This is a genomic window from Candidatus Poriferisocius sp. (assembly GCF_965204145.1).
In the GTDB taxonomy this organism is placed as follows: Bacteria; Actinomycetota; Acidimicrobiia; order Acidimicrobiales; family Bin134; genus Poriferisocius.
The window spans coordinates 265468-281685 of the sequence record NZ_OZ241977.1 but is presented as its reverse complement, the minus strand read 5'-3'; the positions used below and the strand labels follow the sequence as shown (position 1 = coordinate 281685).

General features: G+C 66.2%; 14 protein-coding genes and 1 tRNA gene. 9 read left to right on the top strand and 6 right to left on the bottom strand.

The genetic code is table 11. The features are described from left to right. Positions 1–39: 39 nt before the first annotated feature. The gene (locus ACOGI7_RS01230; protein ID WP_419850114.1) at positions 40–1770 is read right to left on the bottom strand and encodes an N-acyl-D-amino-acid deacylase family protein; all 1731 of its coding nucleotides are present in this window, start codon (positions 1768–1770) and stop codon (positions 40–42) included. A 107-nt stretch (positions 1771–1877) separates the two neighbouring features. Between ACOGI7_RS01230 and ACOGI7_RS01225 the strand changes: the two genes are divergently transcribed. Together ACOGI7_RS01225 and ACOGI7_RS01220 are read left to right on the top strand one after the other, a co-directional pair. After that, entirely contained in the window at positions 1878–3008 is a 1131-nt protein-coding gene (locus ACOGI7_RS01225; protein WP_419850113.1) for a UDP-galactopyranose mutase, read from the top strand. Positions 3009–3014: 6 nt separating this feature from the next. Then, on the top strand, positions 3015–6623 hold the full coding sequence (locus ACOGI7_RS01220; protein ID WP_419850112.1) for a hydantoinase B/oxoprolinase family protein: 3609 nt from the start codon (positions 3015–3017) through the stop codon (positions 6621–6623). Here the strand turns inward: ACOGI7_RS01220 and ACOGI7_RS01215 are convergent. Both ACOGI7_RS01215 and ACOGI7_RS01210 read right to left on the bottom strand, forming a co-directional pair. Continuing rightward, positions 6599–7108, bottom strand: a complete 510-nt coding sequence (locus ACOGI7_RS01215; RefSeq protein WP_419850111.1) for a (2Fe-2S)-binding protein — start codon at positions 7106–7108, stop codon at positions 6599–6601. The genes ACOGI7_RS01220 and ACOGI7_RS01215 overlap by 25 nt on opposite strands. A gap of 68 nt (positions 7109–7176) precedes the next feature. After that, on the bottom strand, positions 7177–7977 hold the full coding sequence (locus tag ACOGI7_RS01210; RefSeq protein ID WP_419850110.1) for an SDR family NAD(P)-dependent oxidoreductase: 801 nt from the start codon (positions 7975–7977) through the stop codon (positions 7177–7179). A 64-nt stretch (positions 7978–8041) separates the two neighbouring features. On the opposite strand from ACOGI7_RS01210, the gene ACOGI7_RS01205 reads away from it, so the two are divergent. Further along, positions 8042–8899, top strand: coding sequence for a PAC2 family protein (locus tag ACOGI7_RS01205; RefSeq protein ID WP_419850109.1), 858 nt, complete (start codon positions 8042–8044; stop codon positions 8897–8899). A gap of 95 nt (positions 8900–8994) precedes the next feature. Next, positions 8995–9062: transfer RNA gene (locus ACOGI7_RS01200), tRNA-OTHER, on the top strand. 23 nt (positions 9063–9085) lie between these two features. On the opposite strand, the gene ACOGI7_RS01195 is transcribed toward ACOGI7_RS01200, so the two are convergent. Together ACOGI7_RS01195 and ACOGI7_RS01190 are read right to left on the bottom strand one after the other, a co-directional pair. Next, entirely contained in the window at positions 9086–9619 is a 534-nt protein-coding gene (locus tag ACOGI7_RS01195) for a UGSC family (seleno)protein (protein ID WP_419850108.1), read from the bottom strand. A 10-nt stretch (positions 9620–9629) separates the two neighbouring features. Beyond that, positions 9630–10691 (bottom strand): hypothetical protein, encoded by a 1062-nt coding sequence (locus tag ACOGI7_RS01190; RefSeq protein ID WP_419850107.1) that lies wholly within the window; start codon positions 10689–10691, stop codon positions 9630–9632. Between the two features lie 27 nt (positions 10692–10718). Between ACOGI7_RS01190 and ACOGI7_RS01185 the strand changes: the two genes are divergently transcribed. Beyond that, positions 10719–11513, top strand: coding sequence for an SDR family NAD(P)-dependent oxidoreductase (locus ACOGI7_RS01185; protein WP_419850106.1), 795 nt, complete (start codon positions 10719–10721; stop codon positions 11511–11513). A 13-nt stretch (positions 11514–11526) separates the two neighbouring features. On the opposite strand, the gene ACOGI7_RS01180 is transcribed toward ACOGI7_RS01185, so the two are convergent. Then, on the bottom strand, positions 11527–12090 hold the full coding sequence (locus tag ACOGI7_RS01180) for a nuclear transport factor 2 family protein (protein ID WP_419850105.1): 564 nt from the start codon (positions 12088–12090) through the stop codon (positions 11527–11529). 119 nt (positions 12091–12209) lie between these two features. Between ACOGI7_RS01180 and ACOGI7_RS01175 the strand changes: the two genes are divergently transcribed. Genes ACOGI7_RS01175 through ACOGI7_RS01160 form a run of 4 tightly spaced genes read left to right on the top strand, consistent with a single transcriptional unit; the run spans position 12210 to position 16076 of the window. Next, the gene (locus tag ACOGI7_RS01175) at positions 12210–13118 is read left to right on the top strand and encodes a branched-chain amino acid ABC transporter permease (protein WP_419850104.1); all 909 of its coding nucleotides are present in this window, start codon (positions 12210–12212) and stop codon (positions 13116–13118) included. Next, entirely contained in the window at positions 13115–14458 is a 1344-nt protein-coding gene (locus ACOGI7_RS01170; protein ID WP_419850103.1) for a branched-chain amino acid ABC transporter permease, read from the top strand. The genes ACOGI7_RS01175 and ACOGI7_RS01170 overlap by 4 nt, the downstream gene beginning before the upstream one ends. Next, on the top strand, positions 14455–15285 hold the full coding sequence (locus tag ACOGI7_RS01165; protein ID WP_419850102.1) for an ABC transporter ATP-binding protein: 831 nt from the start codon (positions 14455–14457) through the stop codon (positions 15283–15285). The genes ACOGI7_RS01170 and ACOGI7_RS01165 overlap by 4 nt, the downstream gene beginning before the upstream one ends. Continuing rightward, positions 15282–16076 (top strand): ABC transporter ATP-binding protein, encoded by a 795-nt coding sequence (locus tag ACOGI7_RS01160; protein WP_419850101.1) that lies wholly within the window; start codon positions 15282–15284, stop codon positions 16074–16076. Before ACOGI7_RS01165 ends, ACOGI7_RS01160 begins: the two co-directional genes overlap by 4 nt. Positions 16077–16218 lie beyond the last annotated feature (142 nt).

The following is a 16218-nucleotide window of genomic DNA, read 5'->3' as shown; positions in this document are numbered from 1 at the left end:
CTGCCTTGCCCGGCCGATATCCGGGCTGTCTCAGGGCAATCAGGGGCCAGCCGCGGTCACGGTGTCGGTGTCGCGCCCGGAGCGGATCGCCCGGCCGGGGCGGGCTTCGGTGAGGACGCCGGCCCGCTGGGTCTCCACGCCGTTGACGAAGACGTGCTCGATTCCCTCGGCGCCGCCGGTGAGCCGCCACCCTCCACCGGGCATGTCCCAGGCGGTGGTCACCGGGGCCTTGGTGAGGCGGGACGGGTCGAATACCACGATGTCGGCACACCAGCCCTCGGCCAGCCGTCCTCGGCCCCGCAGCCCGTAGTGGCGGGCCGGGCGATCGGTCACCAGGTTCACCGCCTGCTCCAAGCTGAGCAGTCCCCGGTCGCGCACCGCGTCGCCCACCAGCGTGGACGTGCATCCCCAGGTCATGACCATGTCCAGATGAGCCCCGGCATCGGAGCCGCCGGCCAGCACCCGGGGATCGCACAGCAGCTCAGCCCGCTTCTTCCACGACTCGTCGTCGTCTCCAACTACCGGTGGGCCGAACCCGGTGAGCAGGTCGTCTTCGAGGGCGACGTCGCACATCACGTCGAACGGGGCCTGGCCCCGCTCCTCAGCCAGATCGCCGATGCGGCGTCCTACCAGGGCCTGTAACGAGGGCGACGGCGAGGAGACGTCCACCACCGTGGTGTCGGCCCACCAGCCCCAGCTGCGGTGCGGGGCTTGGGCCGCCCCGTCTACTAGTCGCTGGCGCACTTCGGGGCGGGCCATGGCCTGGGCTTTTGCCGCTACGTCCAGATGCATGATCTCCGCCCAGTCGGGGAGGGTGTCGAACAGCACCCCGGTGGCGAAGTTCAGCCGCATCCGCATCACATCGGGCAGCATGAGCCCCACCACGGTCGCACCCCGCTGTCTGGCGTGGTCAGCCGAGCCCAGGCGGTTCTCCAGATAGGCGTCCTCGCCCGGCCGGACGTTGAACAGGTTCCAGTTCAGGGGCCGGTCGGCGGCCAGCACCATGGCGGTCATCAGCTCGTACACCTCCGGTGCCCATAGGGGGTCGATGCTGGGGATGATCTCCAGGGTGGTGCCGGGGTAGTCCCGGCAAACTCCGGCCAGCGCCACCAGCTCGGCATCGGTGGCCGCCCGAGACGGCACCGGATCACCGTGATGGTCGTTGTGCGCGGTGGCCTTGGTGGAGGAGAACCCCAGCCCGCCTTCGGCCAGGCTCTGGGCCAGCAGCGACTTCATGGCCTCGAGCTGCTCTTCGGTGGCCTCCTCGCCCACTGCGGCCGATCCCATAACCAGGCGGCGTATCGTGCTGTGGCCCACCAGGAATCCGGCGTTGATCCCCAGGCCATTGCCCTCCAGCCGATCCAGCCACGACCCGAACGACGACCACTCGAAGTCCAGCCCGGCCTCCAGCGACTCTGTGGGCATGCCCTCCACCCGGGCCAGCATCCGCATCACGTAGTCGGCCTCGTCGGACACCATCGGAGCGATGGTGAAGCCGCAGTTGCCCCCAATGGCGGTGGTGATTCCGTGCAGCGACGACGGCGTGAGGTGGGGATCCCAAAGGACCTGGGCGTCGTAGTGGGTATGCACGTCGATGAATCCCGGCGCCACCGCCAACCCGTCGGCGTCGATCTCCTGGTTGGCGGACTGGTCCGAACGGCCAATGGACACGATGCGCCCGTCTCGCACCCCGACATCTGCTACCCGACCCGGCGCTCCGGTGCCGTCCACCACCATTCCGCCCCGAATCAAGCAGTCCAACATCGTCATACCCCTGCGCTATCGTCATTTTCCGGCCCTTTGGGCTCAACCCCCTACCGTACCCGAGACGTCCGACTGGAGTTCCTGATGTCGCCACGCCCCTTGAGGGACATCTTGTGAGGCAGCGAATCGGTGTCGTGGGGGCCGGGTGGACCGGAGCCGTTGCCGGTCGCCTGCTGACCGACGCGGGCTTTGCGGTGGAGGTTCTGGAAAAGACCAGCGTGGTGGGCGGGCACTCCCGGGCCGAGACCATGAACGGGGTGGTGTACGAGCCCAACGGGGCCCACATCTTCCACACCGACAATGAGGCGGTGAATGAGTTTGTGAACTCCCACGGGCTCACTCGGCCCTACGACCACAAGGTGCTCACCGAGGTATTCCTGTCGCCCGACGATGACGACAGCCACTTGTTGTCCTGGCCTCCCCAGGTGGAGGAGCTCAAGAAACTGCCGGTGTGGCCGACGGTGGAGCGGGAGTTGGCCTCCCTTCCGGCCCAGCCCGTTGGGGACAACTTCGAGGATTTTGTGGTGTCGATGATGGGCCGCACCCTGTACGACCTGTTCATCAGGGACTACACCGCCAAGCAGTGGGGCCGCCCGGCCACCGAGCTATCGGCCCGATTCGCCCCCAAACGGGTGGAGCTACGCCGCGACGGCCACCGGGGGCTGTTTCGGGACCGGTGGCAGTACTTCCCGCCCAACGGCATCAACGAGGTGATCGAGTCGGTGCTGTCCACCGTGGCCGTCACGCTCGACAGCGAGATCACCGTGGACGACGCCGACCGTCTCGGCCAGGACTACGACGCGGTGATCATCACCGCCGCACTGGACGACTTCGCCCGCTGCCCCGGCGAGCTGGAATGGCGGGGCATCGAGATGCGCTCGCGCTTTGAACCGACAGACGACCCCGGCGGCGTGCATACCCCCGCTTATGTCACCAACCGCCCGTCGACCCGAGTTCCCTACACCCGCACGGTGGAGACCAAGCACGCCACCGGGCAGCAGATCGGTGGCACCGTCGTCAGCGAGGAGATGCCCGGGGCGCCCCGGCGCCACTACCCGGTGCTGACCGCCGACGGCGCCAACGAGCGCCGCAACGCCGAGCTTGGCAAGAAGATCGCCGACCACTTCGACATCCCGGTGTACTTCGCTGGACGACTGGCCACCTATCGCTACATCAACCAAGACGAGGCCATCGCTGACGCCATGGCAGTGGCCGACCGGGTGGCCACCGAACTGGGCGAATAGCCGGTCATGGCCGACGCTCTGTCTCAAGGTTGGAGTTTCTGGATCGACCGGGGAGGCACGTTCACCGACGTCGTGGCCCGAACACCCGATGGCGACGTCACCACCGTCAAGCTGCTTTCGGAGAGCCCCCGATACCGCGACGCCGCCATCGAAGCCATCCGGACCCTGCTGGGGCTGAGCGCCGACGAGCCGATCCCGTCGGACCAAGTGGCCGAGGTGAAGATGGGCACCACCGTGGCCACCAATGCCCTGCTCGAGCGCCAGGGCGAGCCCACCGTGCTGGTCACAACCCGGGGCTTCGCCGACGCCCTCCGCATCGGCTACCAGACTCGGCCCGACCTCTTTGCCCTCGACATCGTGCTGCCCGACATGTTGTACAGCCAGGTGATAACGGTGGACGAACGAGTGCGGGCCGACGGCACCGTCGAGCGATCACTAGATGAGGACGACGCCCGACAGCAGCTGGCCGCGGCCCACCGAGCTGGATTGCGGTCGGCGGCCATCGTGCTGGTACACGGCTATCGCTATCCCGATCACGAAACCCGCCTGGCCGAGATCGCCGCCCAGGTGGGGTTCGAGCATGTCTCAGCCAGCCACCAGGTGAACCCGCTCATTCGCCTGGTGCCCCGAGGAGACACCACCGTGGCCGACGCCTATCTCACCCCGGTTCTGCGCCGCCACATCAAAACGGTGGAGGACCAGATCGACACGTCGCTCTTCTTCATGCAGTCCAACGGCGGGCTGGCCCACCCCGACCACTTCCGGGGCAAGGACGCGCTGCTGTCCGGCCCGGCCGGCGGAGTGGTGGGCATGGCCCGCACTGGTGAGGCTGCCGGCCACCACCGCCTGATCGGGTTCGACATGGGCGGCACATCCACCGACGTGTCCCACTACGACGGCCGCTTCGAGCGCACCACCGACGCGGTGGTCGCCGGAGTCCGGGTGCGAGCACCGATGATCTTGATCCACACCGTGGCCGCCGGGGGTGGCTCGATCCTGTCGTTCGACGGAAGCCGATTCCGGGTGGGTCCCGACTCGGCGGGTGCCGAACCCGGCCCGGCCTGCTACGGCAACGGCGGTCCGCTCACCGTGACCGACGCCAATGTCGTTCTCGGCCGCTTGCACCCCGACCACTTTCCGGCAGTGTTTGGCCCTCGCGGCAACCAGCCTCTCGATGCCGCCGCGTCCCGGACCGCCTTCGTTGAATTGGCTGCGGCCATCACCGAGGCCACCGGACAATCGTGGACCCCAGAGAGGGCTGCTGAGGGGTTCTTGGATGTGGCGGTGCAGAACATGGCCAACGCCATCAAAACCATCTCGGTGCAGCAGGGTCATGACGTGAGCGCCTACACCTTGGCCTGCTTCGGCGGCGCCGGGGGCCAGCACGCCTGTCGGGTGGCCGACGAACTGGGCATGTCCACCGTGTTGATCCATCCCCACGCCGGAGTGCTCTCGGCGCTGGGCATCGGCCTGGCCGACGTGCGCTCGGTAACCGAGCGGGCGGTGGGCCAAACCCTCACCGAGGAGCTGCTAGGCGCCATCGCTACCGACATCGGGGAGCTGGCCGCGGCGGCCTACACCGAGGTGGCCGCCGACCTGCCCCACTCCCACATTCACATTGAGGCCAGCTATTTCTTGCGGTACGAGGGATCTGACACCGCACTCGAGGTGGCTGCCGACGACTACCTGCCGGTGGTGGCAGCTTTCGAGAGCCTCCACCAGACCCGCTTCGGTTTCGCCTCCCCAGAGACGCCGATCGTTTTGGAGTCGATCCAAGTGGAAGCCATCGGCCGCAGCAGCCTGTCGGAGACCCTGGCCGAACAGCCCATCGACGGTTCATCGCCCGAACCCAGCCCCCTGGCCCACCACGAGGCCAGCTTCGAGGGACAGGCCCAAGGCATCTCCTTCTTCGACCGGGCCGACCTGGGCCCGGAGGCAGCCGTAGACGGCCCCGCGGTCATCGTCGACCCCCACTCCACCACGGTGGTTGAACCGGGCTGGGCCGCGGCGGTGGCCCCGAGCGGCGAACTCGTCTTGCGCCGCATGGTCCCCCGCACCGGTGCAGCCGTGGGCACTCATGCCGACCCGGTGATGCTGGAGATCTTCAACAACCTCTTCATGAACGTGGCCGAGCAGATGGGGGTGGCGCTGGAGAACACCGCCGCCTCGGTGAACATCAAAGAGCGACTGGACTTCTCTTGTGCGGTGTTCGACCCCGACGGCGAGCTGATCGCCAACGCCCCCCACATGCCGGTCCACCTGGGCTCGATGGACATGGCGGTCAAGGCGATCATCGCCCGCCATCCCGAAATGGCGCCGGGCGACGCCTTCATCACCAACGCCCCCTACAACGGCGGTACCCACCTGCCCGACGTGACCGTGGTCATGCCGGTATTCGATGCCGACGGCGATGAGATCTTGTTCTTCACCGCGTCGCGCGGCCACCACGCCGACATCGGCGGCACAGTCCCCGGCTCAGCCCCCGCCGACGCCTCGCACATCTCCGAGGAGGGCGTGCTGTTCGATGGCGACGTTCTGGCTCGAGGCGGGCGGTTCCAGGAAGCGGGGATCAGGGACTTGCTCACCGGCGCGGAGTGGCCAGCCCGCAACCCCGACGTCAACATCGCCGATATCAAAGCTCAGTTGGCCGCCTGTCAGAAGGGCGCGGTCTCCCTGGGCGAGGTGATCGACTACTACAGCTTGGAGACGGTGCATGCGTACATGGACCATGTGAGGGCCAACGCCGCTGACTCGGTCCGTCGCCTGATCGATCGCCTAGAAGACGCCTCGTTTACCGTTGCGTTCGACGACGGCTCCCGAGTGTCGGTGACGTTTCGCATCAATCGCGGCCAACGGAGGCTCACCGTCGATTTCACCGGAACCAGCGACCAGCACCCGGGGAACTTCAACGCCCCCCAGCCGGTGTGTCGGGCCGCGGTCCTGTACGTGTTGCGCTGCCTGGTGGATGACAACATCCCGCTCAACAGCGGCTGTCTGGAGCCGGTGGAGCTGATTATGCCGTCACCCAGCATGATCAGCCCCGTTGAGCCCGCCGCAGTGTTCGCCGGGAACGTGGAGACCTCTCAGCACATCGTGGACACCCTGTTCGGTGCAGTGGGCACGGTGGCCGCCTCTCAGGGGACGATGAACAACGTGGTGTGGGGCAACCAGCGACACCAGTACTACGAGACGGTGTGCGGCGGCGCGGGGGCCACCGTCCGGCGGGACGGCTGCGACGCAGTACACACCGGGATGACCAACGCCCGGCTTACCGACCCCGAGGTGCTGGAGCAGCGCCACCCCGTAGTGGTGGAGGACTTCTCCATCCGACAAGGCAGCGGAGGCGCGGGCCGCCACCGGGGCGGCGACGGGGTGGTGCGCCGCACTCGGTTCGAAGAGCCCATGAGCCTCAACGTGCTGTCGAGCCGGCGAGAAGTCGCCCCCTACGGCATCGAGGGCGGTTTGCCCGGCGCCGTCGGGATCAACCGCATACTGCGGGCTGACGGCACCGTTGAGACCCATCCGGGCGTGTTCCGCACCGAGGTGGAGTCCGGCGACCGTTTTGAGGTGTCTACCCCCGGCGGGGGCGGCTACGGACCGCCCGAAGAGCGCTGAGCGGCCAGGCGTACGCCCTCGACGATGCTGGTGTAACCGGTGCAGCGGCACAGGGTGCCGGCCAGGAACTCCCGGATCTCAGCATCGCTTGGCTCGTCGGCATCGGCAGGGCGCTGGGCCAACCACGCCACTGTGGACATGATGATGCCCGGTGTGCAGAAGCCGCACTGGAAGCTCATGGCGTCGGCGAACGCCTGCTGGACCGGCCCCAACACCGGGTTGCCCGGATCGGACGCATCCACCAACCCCTCGATGGTGGTCACCTCGCATCCGTCGGCCTGCACTGCCAGCATCAGGCACGACCTCACCGCAGCGCCGTCCACCAGCACCGTGCAGGTGCCGCACACCCCGTGCTCGCACCCCAGGTGGGTGCCGGTCAGCCCGCATTGGCGGCGCACGAAGTCGGCCAGAGTGGTGCGGGTCTCTGTTTCTGCGGTGTATTCCACCCCGTTGGCCTGGAGCTGAACGGTTCGTGTGGGGCTCATCGACGCCAATTACCAAGTGCTAACCGAAGGACGTTTGCCTGGCAGACCGAATTCCGGGGCACCATCAGCTACCAAGTGATGCTCTGGCCCGCGTTGGCCCGCAGGATCTGGCCGGTCACATAGCGGGAGGCATCGGAGGCCAAGAACCAGATGAGATTTGCCTGGTCAGAGGCATCGCACACTTCGCCCAGCGGGGAGCGGTCCCGCATCAGCTTGAGGTAGCTGTCCATCTCGGCGGGATCCACCTGGCCCTCGGCGTCCCGCAGATGTCCGCCCACAAAATTGGTCAGCGTGAAGCCGGGAGCGATGGTGTTGACCCGCACGCCGCTGGGTCCGGCCTCCACCGCCAGCGACTGGGTGAGCATGGCCACCGCCGCCTTGGTGGCCGCGTACACCGACAGGCCTCCCACCGGGGTGTTGATGGCGGTGGCCGACACATTGATGATCGACCCCGACCCTTGAGGGCCCATGACCCGCATGGCCGCCTGACAGCCGAAGAACACCCCTTTGAAGTTGATAGCCAGCACCCGGTCGAGCTCCGCCTCGGTCACGTCCACCACGTCGCCGTAGCTGCCCACTCCGACCACATTGGCCATCACGTCCAGCCGTCCGAACTCGTCTGTTGCTGCGGCTACCAACGCGCTCACCTGCTCGGACTGGGTGGTGTCAGTGGCCAGGGCCACCGCCCGACCGCCATTTCGCACGATGCTGTCCCGGGTGCGGTCTGCCCCGTCGCCGTCGATGTCGCCCAGCACCACCGCGGCCCCGGCTGCGGCCAGCGTCTCTGCCGCAGCCTCGCCGATCCCGCTGGCCGCCCCGGTGACGCATGCCACCCGCCCGCTCAAGTCAAAGACTCCGAGCCCGTCCATTTGTCCAGTCTGGCTCACCGCTATTCGGCTTGCCCCACCGCCGCGCCGGTGCGAGTCTTGGGCCATGGCGGTGGAGCTGGAATGGCTGGTGGACCAACCCACCCAATCCAACCCGGTAATGGTGGTGGCTTTAGAGGGCCTATTCGACGCGGCCGACGCGGCCACCACCGCAGTGCGCCTGATGAAAGAGAGCGCCAACGGCGTCGAACCGCTGGCCCGCATCGACCCCGAAGAGTTCTTCAACTTTCAGGATCGCCGCCCCGAGGTGCGGCTAGACGACAACGGCCGACGGGTCATCGACTGGCCGATCACCGAGGTGCATGCGGTGGAGCGCTACGGCGCCAAACACCCCCTGGTGGTAGTGGACGGGGTGGAACCCCACCTGCGGTGGCGGACCTTCGCCGACTACCTGGTGGAGGTGGCCACCGAGTGCCGGGCCGGGCTGGTGGTCACCCTCGGCGCCATGGTCGGCCTGGCCCCCCACACCCGGCCGCTGGGGGTGGTGGGCAGCTCCACCAACGCCGAGCTGGCCCGCATGTTCGGCTTGGGCCGCCCCACCTATGAAGGCCCCACCGGACTGGTGGGCGCACTCCACGACGCCTTGGACCGGGCTCAAATACCGGTCATCTCCCTGCGGGTGTCAGTGCCCCACTACGTGCCCGGACCGCCCAACCCCGAAGCCACCCGGTCATTGCTCAAACGGTTCGAGCTGATCACCGGCATCATCACCGACCATGCCGAGCTCGACGAGGCCGCAGCCGCCTGGCGAGAGCGAGTCGACTCTGCGGTCGCGGGGGACGACGACCTCAAGGACTACGTCGCCCAACTCGAACGGCAGATCGACGAGGCCGACGACCTCCTCCCCACCGGCGACGACCTCGCCACCCAATTCGAGGCTTTCCTGCGCGACCCCTGGAAGTAGCGGCTTTCAGTACATTTCAGTGCTTTACAAGTAGAACAGCGCCGAATCATGTGATCCGACGCTGTTCCAAAGAGATCGATAGGATCTCCCTTGGTGGGGCTGGCATGGTGCAAGGACGGCCTCCAAAGTCGATTCCTTGGGGGTTCGAGTCCCCCCAGCTCCACCGCCCACTATAGCGGAGCGATGCTATGCCGCGGTCAGGCGGGTGAGGGCTTCGTCGATGATGGTGGTGGCTAGTTTTTGGAGGGATTCGTCGTCGAGGGTGGACACGGGGTGGGGGACGGTGACCGCGGGGTAGGTGGCCATGCCCACGGTGGGGGCGAAGGACTCAACCACCGGCTCAAATGGCTCGGTGATCAGCAGCATTGAGGGGATGCCCCGGGATTCCATGTGGACGGCGTCGTGCAGACTGCACGCCGTGCAGGCCCCTCAATCGCCCAAACCGGAAATGATGAGGTGGGAGCGGGCGGCCAGCATCTCGGCGTCGTCGGCGTCGATGGGCTTGCCCGCGGCCGACTTGGAGTGGACCACGATGTCGGCCACCGGGAGGCGGTCACGTAGGCCCTCGGCCACGTAGGTGAGCAGCTCTTTGGCGTTGTTCTTGGCGTTGTCGATCACCCCGATCACCACCGGCTCGCTGGGGGTGAAGCGGGGGGCCATCGCCACCTCGGCCACCTGGGCCTCCTCATAGACCGGCGACAATACGGTTACCGACGACATGCGACCTCCTTCACGCCAAGGGTAGTCCATCGCCGGGCGCGGCCACCTTGCGGGTGACGGCCTCCGAGTGCACAACCGGCGCCCAGTTGGGGATGTAGGCCGACCAGCCGGCCCCGGGACTGCCTGCGGTGACCAGGAAGATGTCGTCGGACCCCCGCACGGTGTTGAGCTTGCCGTCGGCGTCGGGGGTCATGTCGTTCTGGGCGGTGAACTCCTGCAAGACGCCGCCAGCGTTCAAGTACTCGGGGGTCACCCGGCTGTGCTCGGCCAAGAACTCCCGCACCTGCTGCTTGGTCCAACCGGCCTCGGCCAGAATCTGGCGGTGCTCGTGGCCGATCACCAGCAATACCTGATGTTTCTTGGCCACTGCGTAGGTGGCCGGGTTGGTCATGGCGGCGGCGAAGGTCAACAGGATCCCCTCGGGGTCGCCGTTGAGGTGGTTGGCCACTTGATGGAGGCTCTCGGAGGGGAACATCGTCACCGTGGTGTCGGCTTCCCTGTAGCCTAATTCCACCCGCAGGGGCGGCCATCCTTCGGGCGGGGGCTCCTCGGCCACCAGCATGGTGAATTTGCCGGGGTGTCCTAGCGATGACCCGTCGAGGGTGTCAGATCGTGCCCCTAGCACGTTCATGGCCACCAGCCTCAGAGCCCGCCCCACTGTGGCGTTGGCCCGGTAACCCGGCCCCAGGGCATTGCGAGAGGAGTTGAACCCCAGTTCGGCCACTAGCGGGCCGCTCACCACCGCGCACAGTGCAGCCCCGCCGGTGCTGGTCACCACGGTGTGGCACCCGAATTGGGGATCGAACATGGCCGACAACCCGGCCAGCACCACCGGGAAGTACTCGGGCCGGCAACCGGCCATCACCGCGTTGACCGCCGCCTTCTCCGCAGTGACCTCCCGGGACCGCTCTGGCACGCGCCCCACGATGTCGCTCGCGCCCAACCCGGCATGGTCGAGCATGGCCTGGACACGCTCGGGGGTGGGCGGAACCACGGGAAGCCCATCGGTCCAGCCCCGGTCGAAGAACTCCTCTTGGGCATCCCCCGCGTCGAGCACCAACTCCTGAGCCATGCCGAGACGCTAGTAGGGTCACCGCCCGTGACCGGAAGACTGACAGGCAAGAGGACCATCGTGACCGGGGCGGGCTCGGGCATCGGCAAGGCCGCAGCCCAACTCTTCGCTGCTGAGGGTGCTCGAGTGATGTGCGCCGACATCAACGGCGACGCCGCGGCGGCCACCGCGGCCGACATCGGAGATGCGGCCATCAGTCTGCGGGTGGACGTGACCCAGCCCGACGACTGCCAGGCCATGACCGAACAGTCAGTCGCCGCCTTCGGCGGCCTCGACGCGGTGTACTCCAATGCCGGGGTTGACGGGCCGGGGCGGGCTGGCGACCTCAGCTTGGAGGAGTGGAACCGGGTGATCGGGGTGAACCTCACCGGGAAATGGCTGTCGGTCAAGTACGCCATTCCCCACCTCATCGAGGCGGGCGGAGGCTCGCTAGTGCTCCAGGCCAGCGTCGGCGGCGTGATTGGCGTGCCGGGCATCGCCGCTTATGCCGCGGCCAAATCAGGGGTGATCGGTCTTGCCCGGCAGATGGCGGTGGACTACGGCCCCGACAAGATCCGGGTCAACGCCATCTGCCCGGGAACGGTGCCCACCCCCCTGGTGCGGGCCACCTACGAGAAGCGGGGCGGGTTCTCGGCCACCGCAGCCGTGTCGGCCGACGCCACCGTCGATGAGATGATCGAAGCCGCCGTTATTCGCCACCCCATCGGCCGACTCGGCACCACCGACGACATCGCCCAACTCGCCCTGCACCTGGCCTCCGACGAGTCGTCGTGGACCACCGGCACCGCCATCGTCATCGACGGCGGCATGTCGGTGGCCTGATCAAGCTCGCAGCTCAGCCGACTTCGGCAAAGAACTCTTGCCAGGTGTTGAGGCTCTCGGGAAGCTCCGACGGTCCCACCGTGCCGAAGTAGCGCTTGCGGTCTGAATCCGAGAGGCCGCCGTCCACCAGCGCAGCCATGTCCATGTAGTAGATCATGGCCACTTTTCGCTCCACGAAGCGCCAGCGGCCGTCCTCCACTCGGTACTCGTCGAAGTACCGAAGCGCAGTCACCAGCGTGCGCCCGTCGAGGGCCAACTCGGCGTGGGCGTTGACCATGCCGGTGGCAGAGCCGGGGCGGTCGGGGTCGAACTCGATGACGTGGCTGTGGGGGTAGTGGTAGGTGGGTCCGAACGCGGCCATGCGCTCGGTGTAGAAGTCGATCACCGCCTGTCGCCCCTGATTGGCCACCATGCCGTCGGCCAATCCGAACTTGGCGTCAGAGGTGAACATGTCGGCCAATTCACTCACATCCCGATCGTCCACCGCCATGCCGTAGCGGGCCACAAGCTCCCGGATTTCCTCCCGAGCCTCCAGTTGAGCGATGCGCTCGGCCAAGCCCTCAGATGCGCCAGCCATGCCGTTTCCTCTCCGTTCGCGAAGTTCTGCTGCCCCAGCCTGGTTTGCCGAGTCCAGCCAGCGAAAACTACCGTCGCCCTCCGTTGGCCGGCAACGCCCGGTCAACTTCTAGGGGGGCCATGCTTCTAGCCTTTGGCAACTTCACAGCCGATCCGAGCGCCAACCTTCAGTTCTTGACCGGCGGGTTGGCTCTCGGTGCTATCTACGCCGTGGTGGCCCTTGGCTTCGTGCTCGTCTACAAGAGCACCGACGTCTTAAACCTGGCCCACGGGGAATTCGTTATGCTCGGCGCCTATTTCGCGCTGACGTTTTTGGTGTCCGAAAACCTCAACTTCTTCTTGGGCGTGTTCGTGCTGCTGCTAGTGATGCTGGTGTTCGGCCTGTTGGTCCACTACGGGATCATGCGGCGAATGGTAGGCCAGGGCTTCTTCGCCATCGTGCTGATAACGCTGGGCATCGCCACCATCATCCGTGCCCTCTTGCTGATCTTCTACGGCCCCACCGAGCGAGCCCGCCTCGACCTGCTGCCCCAGGGCCAATACAAGTTCGGCGGTGCCACGGTGAAGCACGTCGACATCGTCATCTTCGTCGTGGTGGCAGCATGCGTGCTGCTGTTCTTCCTCTTTTTCAAGTACACCCGCCTGGGCCTGCACATGCGGGCAGTAGCCGATGACATCGAAGCCGCCGCGGCGATGGGCATCGACCCCGACAAGGTGTACGCCATGACCTGGGCGGCGGCCATGGTCATGGCGGGGCTGGGAGGGCTGCTGTTCGGCCACGTCACCGGGGCCATCGACCGCAGTATCGAGGCCATCGGCCTGCGGGCCTTCCCCGCCGCGGTGGTGGGCGGGCTCACCTCTCTGGGCGGCTCCATCGTGGGCGGCCTGGTGGTGGGCGTTATCGAGCAGTTCGCCAGCGGGCATTTGGGAACCAAGTGGCGTGAGCCGGTGGCCTTCTCGGTGATGTTCGTGGTGCTGCTGGTGCGCCCGACCGGTCTGTGGGGCCGAAAGGACCTGGAGCGGGTATGACGGCCGTCGAGAACCCCGCCCCCCAGCAAGAAGAGTCCCAGACTTACCGCCCGTCGGCGATCCAGCGGTTCCTCCCGTTCGTAATCGCCGCGGTGGTCCCATTCATCCTGGGTTCGACCACCGAGAATGTGAACTTCTGGTGGAAGGCGGTGATCACGGTGGTTGTTTTGGCAGTGGTCGCTCGAATGGCCTGGGTCTGGACCCCCCGGGGCGAGCTCACCCACCGTGAAGACATGCGACTATGGCGCACGCCCAGTGACCGGTCATGGGCCGTGGCAACCACCTTCGGGCTGCTTGTCCTGCCATTCATACTGGCCTCGGACTTCAACCCGCCGATGGACTTCCCGTGGGCGACCTGGTTCCAGACAACGAACACCGTGCTCATCTTCGCCATGGGGGCGGCGGCCTTCAACCTGCTGGTGGGATATTCCGGCCAGATCAGCCTGGCCCACGTCGCGTTCTTGGCCCTCGGCACCATCGTCGGGGCCATCGTGGGAGTGCAGTGGAGCGGCGGAAACATGTGGCTCGCATTGCCGGCCGCGGCAGTGGCTGGGGCGGTTGTGGGCGCGGTCTCCGGATTGCCCGCCCTGCGGCTCAAGCACCTCTACCTGTTGCTGGCCACCTTCGGCTTCCACTTCGTGATGATGCTGGTGTGGCGGGAGTACCTCCAGGAGTACTTCGGCTTTGTCGGCATCCGTTTCGGGGGCGAAAACGCACCAGGCATCGCTTCCTGGCTGCATTGGCTGCCCAACATTGATCCCGACTCGAATGGCGAATTCCTTATAAACAGCAAATTCCGTTGGTATTGGGTAATCATGCCCCTCACAGTCGCCTCGCTCCTGTTTATGGTCAACGTGGTTCGAACTCGAGAAGGGCGAGCCTTCGCCGCGGTTCGAGACCGGGACGTCTCGGCGTCGCTGCTAGGCATCAATGTGGCCCGGTCCAAGCTCATGGCCTTCGCGGTGTCGTCCGCGGTGGTATCCATGTCGGGGGCACTGGCCTCCTTCTACATTGGGGCCCGAGGTGAAGACAGCTTCAACGTTCAAACGGTGTTGAACTACGCCATCATCATCGTGGTCGGAGGCTTCTCCAGCATCCAGGGGGCCATCTTCGGCTCGGCGTTCTTCTGGTTCCTGCCCGAGTGGTTCAAGTGGGCCCGAGAGGAACTCTGGTTCGTGAGAGACATCGACTTTCTCAGCGACAACCCCAGCGAGATTGATCTGGCCATCAAGGGGTTCTTGGTGGTCATCATCTTGATGTTCAAACCCGATGGGCTGGCCGGGCTGTGGAAGGACGTCAAGGGCTGGATTAGCCGGTCGCTGGCGAGGCGCGGGCCATGAGGTCTGACAGACTCGACCTTCGAATCGAAGACCTGACGGTGGTCTACGGGGGCGTCACTGCGCTGGACAACGTGAACATCACCGTGCCTCCCGGCGGGTTCGTCACCGTCTTGGGGGCCAACGGCGCGGGCAAGACCACCTTGGTCCGGTCGATCACCAGCCTGCTCTATCTCCATAAGGGCCGAGTGCGCCGGGGGAGCATCACGCTGGGGGGCGAGTCGATCCTGGGCAAGAAGAGCCCCGACATCGTGAAAGCCGGCGTGGCCCAAGTACCCGAAGGCCGCAAGCTGTTCCCCAACCTTTCCGTGAAAGAGAACCTGCTGTGCGGGGCGGCCAGTCGCTCCGACGTCGACGCCATCGACGATTCCCTGGAACTGAACCTGGAGCTGTTCCCCCAGCTTCGGCCGCTGTTGAACCAGACCGCGGGTTTGCTGTCGGGCGGTGAGCAGCAGATGGTGGCGGTGGGACGGGCACTGATGTCGGATCCAGCCCTCTTGATCTGCGACGAGCTGTCGCTGGGCCTGGCCCCCAAGATCGTGCATCGCCTGTTCGAACTGCTCACCGAGATCAACGAGAGGCGGGGCACGTCCATTCTGGTGATCGAGCAGAACGCCAGCTTGGCACTACAGCACGCCGCCGATGCCTACGTCCTCGAACTGGGCAGGGTGCTGATCGAGGGCACCGCCGATGAGCTCCGGGGCAATCCCATGGTGCAGGAGCTGTATCTGGGCGGCGGCGGGGAGGCGCACACGTCCTATGCCGCCATCGAGCGGCCCAGTCGCAGACCCGAGGCCCATGGCCGACGACCACCGGTGTCCGAGTCATGAGCGACGAGGTTCTGAGCTTCGAGAACCTCACCGTGCAGTTCGGTGGCGTGCGGGCCTGCGACGCCATCGACGGCCACGTCAAACGAGGCTCCCTGTTCGCCTTGATCGGGCCCAACGGAGCGGGCAAGACCACCCTGGTCAACGCCATCTCCGGCGTCTACAAGCCGCTGCCCGGCGCCCAGGTGCAATTCCATCCCGCGGGCAGGCCAACCGAGGATCTGCTGTCCTACCGCCCCTTCCAGATCGCCCGGCTGGGGGTGGCCCGGACGTTCCAGAACCTGGGTCTGTTCATGGGCGAGAACGTGCTCACCAACCTGCTCCTCGGCCGCTACATCCACGAACACACCCGGCTCATCGAGGGCGGCCTGTTCACCCGACGAGCGGTAAAGCGGGAACTGGCCGCCCGCCAGGCCATTGAGCGAGTGGTGGATTTGCTGGACTTGGGCGCGTTCAAACGAGAGCCGGTGGGCGATCTGCCCTACGGCGTGCAGAAGAGGGTCGAGTTCGGACGCGTGCTGGCCATGGAGCCGGAGTTGCTGATGCTCGATGAGCCTATGGCCGGCATGAGCGTGGACGAGAAGCAGGACATGATCCGCTACATCTACGCCGCCCAAGATGAGCTCAATATGACGGTGTTCCTCATCGAACACGACATGAGCGTGGTGATGTCGATCGCCGACCACGTGATGGTGCTGGACTTCGGCCAGAAGATCGCCGAGGGAACGCCCGCGGAAATGCAACAGGACGAGCGGGTGATCGCCGCCTATCTCGGCACTGAAGTCGAGGTGTGAGCCGCTCTTCGGTACCTTGACTTCGGGCACCCTTTGTCTACCCCCCAACATTCGGAGTTGCACGTATCGGCGGCGCAGTAGCTAGGGTGGCGGCTGGTTCGCGCCTCTCTCAGGGCGTGGGCTGTTAACGGCAAATGATGGA

Excerpts from the sequence above, each read along its gene's own strand:
- ACOGI7_RS01230 (WP_419850114.1), bottom strand. The coding sequence starts at position 1,770 with ATGACGATGTTGGACTGCTTGATTCGGGGCGGAATGGTGGTGGACGGC.
- ACOGI7_RS01220 (WP_419850112.1), top strand. The coding sequence starts at position 3,015 with ATGGCCGACGCTCTGTCTCAAGGTTGGAGTTTCTGGATCGACCGGGGA.
- ACOGI7_RS01215 (WP_419850111.1), bottom strand. The coding sequence starts at position 7,108 with ATGAGCCCCACACGAACCGTTCAGCTCCAGGCCAACGGGGTGGAATAC.
- ACOGI7_RS01210 (WP_419850110.1), bottom strand. The coding sequence starts at position 7,977 with ATGGACGGGCTCGGAGTCTTTGACTTGAGCGGGCGGGTGGCATGCGTC.
- ACOGI7_RS01205 (WP_419850109.1), top strand. The coding sequence starts at position 8,042 with ATGGCGGTGGAGCTGGAATGGCTGGTGGACCAACCCACCCAATCCAAC.
- ACOGI7_RS01190 (WP_419850107.1), bottom strand. The coding sequence starts at position 10,691 with ATGGCTCAGGAGTTGGTGCTCGACGCGGGGGATGCCCAAGAGGAGTTC.
- ACOGI7_RS01180 (WP_419850105.1), bottom strand. The coding sequence starts at position 12,090 with ATGGCTGGCGCATCTGAGGGCTTGGCCGAGCGCATCGCTCAACTGGAG.
- ACOGI7_RS01175 (WP_419850104.1), top strand. The coding sequence starts at position 12,210 with ATGCTTCTAGCCTTTGGCAACTTCACAGCCGATCCGAGCGCCAACCTT.
- ACOGI7_RS01170 (WP_419850103.1), top strand. The coding sequence starts at position 13,115 with ATGACGGCCGTCGAGAACCCCGCCCCCCAGCAAGAAGAGTCCCAGACT.
- ACOGI7_RS01165 (WP_419850102.1), top strand. The coding sequence starts at position 14,455 with ATGAGGTCTGACAGACTCGACCTTCGAATCGAAGACCTGACGGTGGTC.
- ACOGI7_RS01160 (WP_419850101.1), top strand. The coding sequence starts at position 15,282 with ATGAGCGACGAGGTTCTGAGCTTCGAGAACCTCACCGTGCAGTTCGGT.